The organism is Marinitoga sp. 1155, from assembly GCF_001021175.1.
Lineage (GTDB): Bacteria > Thermotogota > Thermotogae > Petrotogales > Petrotogaceae > Marinitoga.
In genome coordinates this window covers 1-11,565 of the sequence record NZ_AZAX01000017.1, presented here as the reverse complement: position 1 = coordinate 11,565, position 11,565 = coordinate 1, and the positions used below count along the sequence as shown (strand labels likewise).

9 protein-coding genes and 2 pseudogenes are annotated in these 11,565 nt (G+C 27.5%); 10 read left to right on the top strand and 1 reads right to left on the bottom strand.

Annotated features, from left to right (window positions below):
* The 10 genes and pseudogenes from X274_RS06570 to X274_RS06525 all read left to right on the top strand — a co-directional run.
* Positions 1–560, top strand: a pseudogene (locus X274_RS06570) (AAA-like domain-containing protein); the annotation flags it as partial.
* A gap of 127 nt (positions 561–687) precedes the next feature.
* Complete coding sequence (locus tag X274_RS06565; protein ID WP_047266027.1) at positions 688–2,451, top strand: AAA family ATPase; 1,764 nt, start codon at positions 688–690, stop codon at positions 2,449–2,451.
* 107 nt (positions 2,452–2,558) lie between these two features.
* Positions 2,559–3,035, top strand: a complete 477-nt coding sequence (locus X274_RS06560) for a permease (RefSeq protein ID WP_047266026.1) — start codon at positions 2,559–2,561, stop codon at positions 3,033–3,035.
* On the top strand, positions 3,032–3,727 hold the full coding sequence (locus X274_RS06555) for a permease (protein ID WP_047266025.1): 696 nt from the start codon (positions 3,032–3,034) through the stop codon (positions 3,725–3,727). Before X274_RS06560 ends, X274_RS06555 begins: the two co-directional genes overlap by 4 nt.
* Positions 3,728–3,850: 123 nt before the next feature.
* The gene (locus X274_RS06550) at positions 3,851–4,693 is read left to right on the top strand and encodes a 50S ribosomal protein L11 methyltransferase (RefSeq protein ID WP_047266024.1); all 843 of its coding nucleotides are present in this window, start codon (positions 3,851–3,853) and stop codon (positions 4,691–4,693) included.
* Positions 4,660–5,175, top strand: coding sequence for a DUF501 domain-containing protein (locus tag X274_RS06545; protein ID WP_047266023.1), 516 nt, complete (start codon positions 4,660–4,662; stop codon positions 5,173–5,175). The genes X274_RS06550 and X274_RS06545 overlap by 34 nt, the downstream gene beginning before the upstream one ends.
* Positions 5,132–5,935, top strand: coding sequence for a GGDEF domain-containing protein (locus X274_RS11580; RefSeq protein WP_156166155.1), 804 nt, complete (start codon positions 5,132–5,134; stop codon positions 5,933–5,935). Before X274_RS06545 ends, X274_RS11580 begins: the two co-directional genes overlap by 44 nt.
* Positions 5,901–7,655 (top strand): excinuclease ABC subunit UvrC, encoded by a 1,755-nt coding sequence (uvrC, locus tag X274_RS06535; protein WP_231580389.1) that lies wholly within the window; start codon positions 5,901–5,903, stop codon positions 7,653–7,655. Before X274_RS11580 ends, uvrC begins: the two co-directional genes overlap by 35 nt.
* 11 nt (positions 7,656–7,666) lie before the next feature.
* On the top strand, positions 7,667–9,142 hold the full coding sequence (locus X274_RS11575; RefSeq protein ID WP_052913216.1) for an ATP-binding cassette domain-containing protein: 1,476 nt from the start codon (positions 7,667–7,669) through the stop codon (positions 9,140–9,142).
* A 76-nt stretch (positions 9,143–9,218) separates the two neighbouring features.
* Positions 9,219–10,598: a Do family serine endopeptidase gene (locus X274_RS06525; RefSeq protein ID WP_047266021.1), complete on the top strand. Its 1,380-nt coding sequence runs from the start codon at positions 9,219–9,221 to the stop codon at positions 10,596–10,598.
* Positions 10,599–10,664: 66 nt separating this feature from the next.
* Here X274_RS06525 and X274_RS06520 read toward each other — a convergent pair.
* Positions 10,665–11,565, bottom strand: a pseudogene (locus tag X274_RS06520) (PD-(D/E)XK nuclease domain-containing protein); the annotation flags it as partial.

Genomic DNA, 11,565 nt, shown 5'->3' with positions numbered 1-11,565 from the left:
AAGTGCCGTTGTATTACAAAGCATTATATGCAAGATTCAAACCACAAATCAATGGAGAAAAAAATTATATGGCAACAATAAAAGATACAATAAAACCATATATAAAAGAAGATGGGAGCTTGGATTTAAACAAATTAATGAAAAGGTATATAAGATACATAAAAGAACGAGGAGCAGTAATGTTCAAAGGCAGGAACTATTATGAAGGAGTATATCAATACAATCTTGATCAATTTCTTGGATTATATGTAGAAGCGGCAGATGGAAAAGTATATCCAGAAACACATGTTGGCGGAGGAAGGATAGACTTATTAATAAACATACATAACAAAGAATATTTAATAGAAATAAAAGCAAATATAATAAAATATGAATACGAAATAGCCAAAAGACAAATAAAAGAATATATAAAAAGTAAAGGGCTAAAAGAAGGATGGCTAATAATATATTCAAATACAATAAAAGATTTTGAATATAATTTAGAAGAAGAAAATGGGATAAAATTACATATATGGTTTATAAAAACTAAATTTGAAAATCCGTCGAAGATAAAACAATAACTGGGTAGAAGGAGGAGTGAATATTTTTTTGAAAATATTGAAATGTTTTAATTTTGAGAATTTATTTTTTAAAATAAAATGATTTTATCCTAATCTTTACCGAAGGTATGTTATACGGAGGTGAGCCATGAGAAAAAAAATACCATATGGAGAACAAAATTTTGAAAGAGTAATAATGCAAAACTACTATTACATAGATAGAACAGAATATATAGAAAAATTAGAATCATTAAATGAAAAAAATATTGTATTTTTAAGGCCGAGGAAATTTGGAAAAACATTGTTCTTAGATACACTTGCAAAGTATTATGATGTCAATTATGCAGATAAGTTTGAAGCGTTATTTAAAGACTTATATATAGGAAAAAATCCAACTTCACTAAAAAACAGTTATTATATATTATACATGAATTTTTCAGGAGTTCAAACAGAAGATAGAGATGTGTTAATAAGAAGTTTTAAAAGTGTTTTAATTACTTCTCTAACGACATTTAATGAACAATACGATAAAAATATTATAATAAAAGAAGAATATACAGAACCAGCAGATATATTAAGAGAATTTTTAGCAGCATCAAAAAAACGACTTGACAAACCAATATACTTATTAATAGACGAATACGACCACTTTGCAAATGAATTATTGAGTTTTAACCTTGATTTATTCAAAGATAGCGTAACAAAACATGGATTTGTAAGGAAATTCTATGAAGAAATAAAAAAAGGAACACAAACAATAATAGAAAGACTGTTCATGACAGGAGTAAGTCCAATAATGTTAGACTCATTAACCAGTGGTTTTAATATAACAATGAATATAACATTAGCACCAGAATTCAATGAAATGCTTGGATTCAAAGAAGAAGAAGTAAAAGAATTATTGGAATATTATGACATATATTCAGAAAAATTATTAAAAGAAATGCAAGAAAATTATAATGGATATAGATTCAATAAAGAAGTAAAAGCAAAAGTATATAATCCAGATATGGTATTTTATTTCATAATACAATATGGAAGAACAAAAAAACCACCAGAAAAAATAATAGATGACAACATAATGAGTGATTACAAAAAAGTACAGAATCTATTTAGCTTAGGAGAATTACTTGGAGTAAAAATAGACAAAGACAACAAAAAGGAACTAACAGAAAAAGAAAAACAAGAAGCAAAAGAAAGTCCGAAAAAAATAATAGGTAAATTACTAAATGAAATACTATTAACAGAAAGAACAACATTACCAGAACTAACAACAATGTTCAATCCAGGAAAAAGGATAGAAATAAAAGATATAAAATCATTATTATTCTATCTTGGGTTTATGACATTTGAAAAAGAAGGATTAAGGACATATTTAAAAATACCAAATTATTCAATGAAAAAAATATTCTCAGAATACTTCACAGAATACATAGAAGAAAGGTTAACGGAATATATAGACACAGACGAAATAGAAAATGCAATAATAACGATATTAGAAGATGGAAAAATAGAGCCATTTGCCAAAGAAATAGAAAACCTACTAAGCAAAATGGACAACAGAATATTCATGGGATTAGATGAAAAATACATAAAAGCAATAATGTATAGTTATTTAGTATTAACGCCATATGCAATGGTAAAAATGGAATATCCAGTAGAAAATTGGTATATAGACATAGCAATGTTCAAAAGATACGAAGAAGTACCATATGAAGCGATAATAGAAGTAAAATATATAAAACAAAAAGAATACACAGAAGAAAAATTAAAAAGAAAAATAAAACAGGCAAAAGAACAAATAGAAAAATACAAGAAATCATATGAATTAAATACAAAAAATGAAACGATGAAAAAATTCATAGTTATTTTTGTTGGTAAAGAAGCGAAGTATATTGAGGAAGTAAACTAATTCAAAAAGAATATTTGAAATAAAACCGTGAATAAAATCACGGTTTTATTTTTTTTATTTTATTATAATACAGATAACAAAAAAATAAAACAGCGGGAGGTTGATTTATGAATACAGTAGTTCTAATTTTAATCGCAGCGATATTTTTAATCTGGTCAATTTTTAAAAGCAAGGAAAAAACAAAAGAAAGTTTAATTTTATCAAAAAATTTGCTTGTCAAAACTTTTGTTGAAATTATAGGTGTTATGGCTCTTGTTGGTTTAGTATTAGCTATATTACCACCAGAATTAATAAAACAATTACTTGGTAATTCAAACGAATTTTTAAGTACTGTTTATGGTGCAGTTATAGGTGCTCTTACAATAATTCCAGCATTTATAGCGTTTCCTTTATCTAAATCACTTTATCAAAGTGGAGCGAATTTAACGGCAATTTCAGCATTTATTACAACATTAACAATGGTTGGATTTGCAACAATACCAATTGAAATCAAATATTTTGGTAAAAAATTTACTTTGCATAGATTATGGATTAGTTTTGTAGCTGCAATATTAATAGCTTCAGGAATGGCGGTGATATTATGAAAAAAATAATAAGTTTAATAAAAAATAATAAATTAATATTTATCAGTATAATTCTTTATACTATAGCATTTTTTGTAAAACCTGAAATCTTTTTTAAAGGTCTTGAAATGACAAAGGGCTTTTTAATAGAAATGATTGAGGTTATGCCACCAATACTTATTATTTCTTCTTTAATAACAGTCTGGGTTCCATCAGAAGTTATAATGAAGCATTTTGGGAAAGAATCCGGAATTAAGGGTAAATTTTTATCCATTTTTACAGGAGCCATATCTGCAGGTCCAATATATGCAGCATTTCCAGTAGCACAGGCTTTATTTTTAAAAGGTGCAAGTATTGCAAATCTTGTGATTATCATAAGTTCATGGGCTGTTGTAAAAGTCGTTATGTTTATGGTTGAGTCGAGTTTTTTAGGATTATCATTTGCTTTAACACGATATGCTTTAACAATTCCCGCAATATTAATTATGGGATATGTTATGGAAAAATTGGTTAAGAGAGAGGATATATTAGAGGAAATAGAAAATACTGAAATAATATATAATACTCCAAAAGAAGTTTTAAATGATCTTCCAAATATGAATTGTGGCGCATGTGGTTATGCTAATTGCAAATTATTTGCTGAAGGTGTTATACGTGGGGAAGTAAGTATAGATGATTGTGTAATAAGGGCAAAAGCCAGAAAGACAGCTTAACAAAAACCAGCCAGATGGCTGGTTTTTTTGTCGTGCTAAATTATAATAAATTATTTTATTCTTCATGCATAGTTTTACAAAAATTTAAAAGAAAATGTTATACTTATTATTGAGGTGATAATAATGGAATTTTTAGAGTATATTTTTGTATTACCAAAGCACATGGAAGAGAGTATGGAAACATTTTTTTCATTAAATGATTTTAAAAATTATTATATTGACAAACCAACAAAAGGACAGAATGTTATAAAAGTATATATTAACAAAAAAAATCCTGAAACTCATGTTATAGACTTTTTAAAAGATAATCTTGAATTACTTTCGAAAAAAGACATTACAGAAGATGATTGGTTAAAACCATGGCGTGATTCATTGAAACCATTTGAATTTATCAAAAATATCTGGATAATACCTGACCCGGATAAAGAGCATGATTTGCCGGATAACGTGAAAATAATAAAGATAATACCTGGCACAGCTTTTGGAACTGGATTGCATCCAACTACAAAGTTAGCTGCTAAAAATTTAATGAAGGTTGTTGACAATGGCTCAGATGTTCTTGATATAGGAACAGGCACAGGTATATTATCTATAATTTCTAAAATACATGGAGCAGATAAAGTTTTAGCCATAGATTATGATATTTTAGCAGTCGAAAAAGCTAAGGAAACATTTGAATTGAATGGGTTGAATATAAGTGTAAAACAATCAGATTTGCTTTCTAAAATCGAAAAAGAAAAATTCGATATAATAATAGCAAATATTGTTGTTCCTATATTGATACGATTACTCAATGATGAAAAATTAGATGAAATATTAAATGAAAATGGTTATTTAATATTATCAGGAATAAACAAAGAAAGAGAAAAAGAAATAATTAACAGAATATTTGAAAAGGAATATAATATAATTTCAAGAGAGGAAGATTCTGGATGGATATCACTACTCCTACAAAAAAGGATATAGAAATAATAGAAAAACAAATAAACAGAGAACCTCATGAAATAATATCAATACCAAAAAGATGTTCATTTGGTTTCCCACAGGTAATACAGAGTTTTCCACTAAAAGATGGAAAACCCTTTCCTACCCTCTATTGGTTAACCTGCCCTCATTTAACAAAAGAAGTTGGAAAACTGGAAGCTTCTGGCAAGATAAAAGAATGGGAAGAAGAAATTAAAAACAATGAAAATTTAAAAGAATTATATTTAAATGCTCATCTCGAAGAAAAAGAAAAGAGAAATGCATTTTTAAAAGATCAAGAAATATGGATTATTAAGAGATTTGAAAATATAGGAATAGGTGGTGTTAAAAATTTTGAAAGCATTAAATGTTTGCACTTACAGTTGGCATCATATTTAGGAGGAACAAAAAACCCTATTGGAGAAAGGGTGTGGCATAGCATTGAAAAGACGGAATGTGAGAACTGCATCTGTTGTTTATTATAGAGATATAAGAACACATATAGTAATATTTGTGCTGATTCTTTTTGGAATTTTAGCCATAATACGTAATATTTTGCTAAATGATTATACTGGTGCTACCAGTAATGGAATGAGATTTTTAGCTATTTTAATAATAAGATTTGGATTATACATCACTTCACCAGTAACCGACATATCGATATATACTTTTAGCATTTTTAATTTGTTTAATATTGACATCTTTTATATAAATAATATAACTTTTGGAATATCATTGCTATTATCTTTTAGAGATATGCTAAGAGCAAGAAAATATATTTTCACAGATTCTTTAACGGGTTTATTAAATAGAAGATATTATGTTGAAATAATACCTAAGGTAATAAAGCTGAAAGAATATATTGGTAAAGATTTTGGAATAATTGTTCTGGATCTTGACAATTTTAAACCTGTAAACGATAAATTTGGTCATAAATCAGGAGATTATGTCTTAAAGAAAGTTGGAGAAATAATAAATAATTCTGTAAGAAAATCTGATCTTGCTATACGATATGGTGGTGATGAATTCGTTATTTTAGTCAGCACAAAAGATGAAAAAATTCTTGATGATATTATTAAAAGAATTGAAGAAAAAATAAAGGCAGACTTAAAAATATATAATGTTTCCGTATCTGCAGGGAAAAGCATGAAATTCAAAGATGATAATATTACAATAGATGAAATGTTCGAAAAAGCTGATAAAAACATGTATGAAAATAAAAAGAGGAGAAAACATGCTCGATAGAAATGTCCTGAAAAATATTCCTGATGAACCGGGAGTATACATTTTTAAAGATAAAAATTCAAAACCTATTTATATAGGTAAAGCGAAAAGAATTAAAAAGAGATTATCTTCTTATTTTAATGAATCGAATCAGAAAAAAAATGAAAAGGTTAAAGCTATTATTCAGAATGCAGAATATCTCGATTACATTGTTGTAAGAAATGAAGATGAAGCGTTAATTCTCGAATCAAATTTAATCTTTACACATAAACCGAAATATAATATATTGTTAAAGGATACACGTATGTATCCTTATATTGCTATAACAAAGGAAGATTTTCCACAAATAAAATTAGTTAGAACAAAAAAAGGAGAAAATGCAGAATTTTATGGACCTTATTCCAACGTTGGAATGGTGCGCGGAATAATAGAAATAATACAATGGGTTTATAAGGTCAGAACATGTGAAAGAAAACTCAACAAAAAAACAAAGCCATGTTTTTTATTTCATCTTGGAAAGTGTTTTGCACCATGTTATGTTGATGTTGATAAGAAAGAATATAAAAAAGCTGTTGGTAAGATAAAAAGATTTTTAAAAGGGAATATAAAATCCATACGAAAATATATAGAAGAAAATATGAAACAGTATGCGAAAATATTAAATTTTGAAAGAGCTGCTCAATTAAGGGATTTGCTTTATAAGCTTGATAAATTGTTTGTTCCAATTGGAGTTGAAATGATTCATAATAAAAATATAGATATACTTGCTAGAGATAATGAATATCCTGTTGTAATTCTGCTAATTATAAGACAGGGTTATATAATCTCAAAATTAACCTTTACCATTGAGGGTAATATAAACGAATTTATACATCAATATTATATAATAAGAAAAAATATTATACCACAGGAAATTTGGATTAAAGATTTTGATAATTCTATAGACAGAGAAATTCTTCATTTTCTAAAAAATAACGGATTAAATGAAATTAAAGATTTAAAAGGTGAAAGCGAAGAATTATATGTTATTGCAACAAGAAATTTAGAAGAAGAAGTAAAAAAGCAAATAGATTTGGGAAACACTTTAAAACAGGCAAAGGAAATCTTATCTTTAAAGAAAATACCATATAGAATCGAAGGAATTGATATATCACATTTACAGGGGATGTATACTGTAGGTTCTTTAATCACTTTTGAAAATGGGAAACCAAAAAAAGAAGACTATAGAAGATACAGACTCAATGAGTTCAAAGAACCTAACGATTTTGAATCAATAAAAAGTATAATAAAAAGAAGATATACCAAACATCCACTTCCTGATTTATTATTCATAGATGGTGGAAAAGGGCAGGTTAATTCTGCTGTTAAAGCTTTAAATGAAATAGGATATACATTAAATGATGTTGATGTTATCGGAATAGCAAAAGAAGATGAAAGAATAGTGTTTCCTGGAGAAATTAAAGATTTACATCTTCCCCTTGACCATCCCGTTTTAAGAATGTTGATTTTTATGAGGGATGAAACACATAGATTTGCTATAACATTGAATAGAAAATTAAGAACCAAAAGATTTGAAAAGTCCAAGCTTGATGATATTCAAGGAATTGGGCCAAAAAGAAAAAAAATGTTAATTTCTCATTTTGGTTCTATAAAAAATATCGCAAATGCCAGCTGGGAGGAAATAAATAAGGTTATAAAAAATGAAAAGGTTGCAAAAAAAATAAAAGAGTACTTTGATTAATTGGAGGCAAAATGAAAAGATATACAATAATTGGAATTATATTGATAATTATAATATGGCAAATTATCGCAATTTTAACTAATAATCCTCTTTTAATACCATTTCCTTATAATGTTTTTATGGAAATGTTGAAATTATTTAAGGATTACACCTTTTATTCAGACTTATTAAATACTTTTCTAAAAATAATAACAGGTTTTTTTATCTCATTATTAATAGGAATACCTATCGGTCTCATTTCTGGATTAAGTAAAAATTTTTTCAATATATTCAGACCATCTTTAATGCTAATTCAAAGTTCACCAGTAGTTTCGTATATTGCAATAGCAATGTTATGGTTTGGAATAGGTTTTTATACACCAGTATTTGTTGCTTTTATGGTTATATTTCCTGTAATAGTATTAAATATTTCTGAAGGTATTAAATCAACAGATAAAAAGTTAATCGAGATGGCTATGGTTTTCAATATAAGTAAAAAGAAAATACTTTTAAAAATATACTTTCCTTCTTTAATTCCCTTTTTGAAATCAACTTTAAATATGATATCTGGTAGTATGTGGAAATCTGTAGTAATTGGTGAATTCCTTGCCGGTGATAAAGGACTTGGCGTAAGTCTTGCTTTCTCTAAAATAGCTTTAAATACAGATAGAGTTTTTGCATATACAATATTGTTGTCTATATTTGGGTTGATTTCGGAAAAGTTAATCAAACTCCTGTCAAAAAGAAAAAGAAAAAAAATAGTCAAAAAGTCAAAAAATACTGCCGTTAATAAACCTGTTAATCAAAAAGAAAAGAAAAATACAGAAAATGTTATTATAAAAAATTTGAACAAAAATTTTGGAGAGAACGTCATATTATCCGGTTTTAACATTGTTTTTGAAAAGAAAAAAATAAATATACTACTTGGAGAATCCGGGATTGGGAAAACCACAATATTAAACACACTATCTCAAATTATAGAAAAGGATGCTGGTGAAATAGCTATACACGGTAAAATTGGATATGTTTTTCAGGATGACAGGCTTGTTCCATGGTTAAGCACATATGAAAATATTAAATTAATTAAAGAGAATGTGTCTTATGAAGAGATAAAGATATTCTTAAAATTACTAAATCTTGATGAAAACGTATTATATAAATATCCAGATGAACTTTCAGGAGGGATGAAAAAGCGCATAAATATATTAAGAACTATAATCTATGATCCGGATATTATTTTAATGGATGAACCATTTTCGTCACTGGACATATCAACAAAATATAAAATTATGGAGGAATTTAAAAATATACAGAAAGAAAAACATTATACTGTTATTATGGTAACACATGATCCCTTTGAAGTTTCAACATTAGGAGAAAATGTATTCATATTAAAAGGAGAACCTTTAAAAATAAAAAAAGAATTAAAGTTTAAGAATGCTGTGTGTCGTACAATGGATGATAATCATAATATACTTTATAAAATTAACAAAATACTGTTAGATTAATTTAATTATTTTCTAAGGAAATTCTAAGAAAAGTAAGCGAAAATATTTTTAGAAGATTACCAATGGAGGTGATAGGATGAAAAAAATGGTTATGTCAATAATGCTATTATTGTTGGTAGTATCATCCTTTGCATTTGTGAATCCAGATTATGTTTCACCAGTGGTAAATGTTGTTAATGAAGCTGCACCGGCTGTAGTTAATATTGAAGCGGTTGGACATAGAAAAGCTTCAATAGATCCTTTTTTTGAGGATTTTTATAAACGATTTTTTGGTGAATCTCCATGGACACAGGATAGAGAATTTAAAGCTCTTGGAACAGGGTTTATTTTTGATAAAAGAGGATATATCCTGACAAATTATCATGTTGTTGAAAATGCTGATGAAATTACAATAACAACACTAAAGGGAAAAAAGTATAAAGCAAATTATGTAGGCGGAGATAAAGATTTGGACATAGCAGTATTACAGGTTAAAACAAAAGATGTATTGCCTGTTATAGAGCTCGGAGACTCAGATAATATTCAGATAGGAGAATGGGCTATAGCAATAGGTAATCCTCTGGGATTCAAACATACTGTAACATTAGGTGTTGTAAGTGCCATTCATAGAAAAATTCCAAAACCTGATGGAAGAGGATATTATGCTGATTTAATCCAAACAGACGCTGCAATTAATCCAGGGAACAGTGGTGGTCCTTTACTAAATATACATGCTCAGGTTATAGGTATTAATACAGCAATAATAAATCCAACAGAAGGACAAAATCTGGGATTCGCTATACCTATTAATTTTGCAAAACGCTTTGCAGAAGCTCTAATAAACACCGGAAAAGTTTCAAAAGCTTATCTGGGTGTATATATACAAAATGTTACAGAAACACTGGCTAAAACATTTGGACTGAAGGTTAATAAAGGTGCATTTGTAAGTGATATTGAAAAAGGTTCTCCTGCACAAAAAGCGGGAATAAAACCGGGTGATGTTATTGTAAAAATAGATAATAAAGAAATAAACAGCGCTGATGAATTGGTATACATAGTAAAAACATATCCAGCTGGTGAAAAAATAGATGTTGTTGTTAATAGAAAAGGCAAAGAAATAACCTATGAAATAACTTTAGCCGAAAGAGCTGAATTTGCAAAAGCTACAAATGATTATTATCTTGGATTAAAAGTACGCGATTTAACACCAGAAGATATTAATGAGTATAAACTTCCAAAAGATATGTATGGCGTAATGGTTGAAGATGTAAAAGACGGATCAGAAGCACAATATGTAAATATCAAAAAAGGCGATATCATTATGGAAATGTACGTTAACGGAAAAGGTGAAAAATTGCAATCCATTAAGGAATTTCAAAAATTAGTATCAAAAATCAAAAAAGGTGATTATATAGGATTTATAATATTTAGAGATGGTTATAGAATGTCAGTATATTTCAGTTATATGGGAAAATAATCTAAATTCTAAAAACGAGGCAAAATGCCTCGTTTTTTCATATCCGTTTAAATTAATCAATTTCATTTATTTTACCTTAGATGGACTTTCAAAGTTTGTTTTGATAAACCATATATGTAATTTGACTCCATTTTCTTCTTCTAATATATATTCAAAATCTTTTATTGTATTTGAATATATTATTAACCATCCCTCTTTTAACCCTTTTCTTTTTATATATTCTTTTATTTGTTTTTTACTTTTTTCATAATCATTTCCTGTTATGTTTGCTTTTATTTCTATTAAATATTCTTTGTTACGCATATTTATTAATAAGTCTATCCTTCCTCCGCCAACATGTGTTTCAGGATATACTTTTCCATCTGCAGCTTCTACATATAATCCAAGAAATTGATCAAGATTGTATTGATATACTCCTTCGTAATAGTTTCTGCCTTTGAACATTACTGCTCCTCGTTCTTTTATGTATCTTATATACCTTTTCATCAATTTGTTTAAATCCAAGCTTCCATCTTCTTTTATATATGGTTTTATTGTATCTTTTATTGTTGCCATATAATTTTTTTCTCCGTTAATTTGTGGTTTGAAATGATTGTATAATTTTTTATAATATAACGGTACTTTTACACAACATTTACCGTCACAGTCATCTATTACCCCATTTAAATATAGGAATTTTATTCTATCATCACTTATATCAAATTCAACGCTTTCTGGCTCAAATAATATTTTCATCATTAATTCTTTTTCTTTTTTCGCTTTTGATATTATATTTTCCATGTTTTTATCTATGTATTTCCTTATATAATCATATAATGTTTTTTCAAAATGTTTTTCTGTTATTATTTTTTCTCCTTTTGCTTTTTTCATTACTAAATCATATGCAAGTCCATTGGTTAATCCTGGTTGTCCTGCTGCGTTGTGCCATATTAATTCTTTTACTTTTTCTTCGAATATTTGTCTTGTT

Excerpts from the sequence above, each read along its gene's own strand:
- X274_RS06565 (WP_047266027.1), top strand. The coding sequence starts at position 688 with ATGAGAAAAAAAATACCATATGGAGAACAAAATTTTGAAAGAGTAATA.
- X274_RS06560 (WP_047266026.1), top strand. The coding sequence starts at position 2,559 with ATGAATACAGTAGTTCTAATTTTAATCGCAGCGATATTTTTAATCTGG.
- X274_RS06555 (WP_047266025.1), top strand. The coding sequence starts at position 3,032 with ATGAAAAAAATAATAAGTTTAATAAAAAATAATAAATTAATATTTATC.
- X274_RS06550 (WP_047266024.1), top strand. The coding sequence starts at position 3,851 with ATGGAATTTTTAGAGTATATTTTTGTATTACCAAAGCACATGGAAGAG.
- X274_RS06545 (WP_047266023.1), top strand. The coding sequence starts at position 4,660 with ATGGATATCACTACTCCTACAAAAAAGGATATAGAAATAATAGAAAAA.
- uvrC (WP_231580389.1), top strand. The coding sequence starts at position 5,901 with ATGAAAATAAAAAGAGGAGAAAACATGCTCGATAGAAATGTCCTGAAA.
- X274_RS11575 (WP_052913216.1), top strand. The coding sequence starts at position 7,667 with ATGAAAAGATATACAATAATTGGAATTATATTGATAATTATAATATGG.
- X274_RS06525 (WP_047266021.1), top strand. The coding sequence starts at position 9,219 with ATGAAAAAAATGGTTATGTCAATAATGCTATTATTGTTGGTAGTATCA.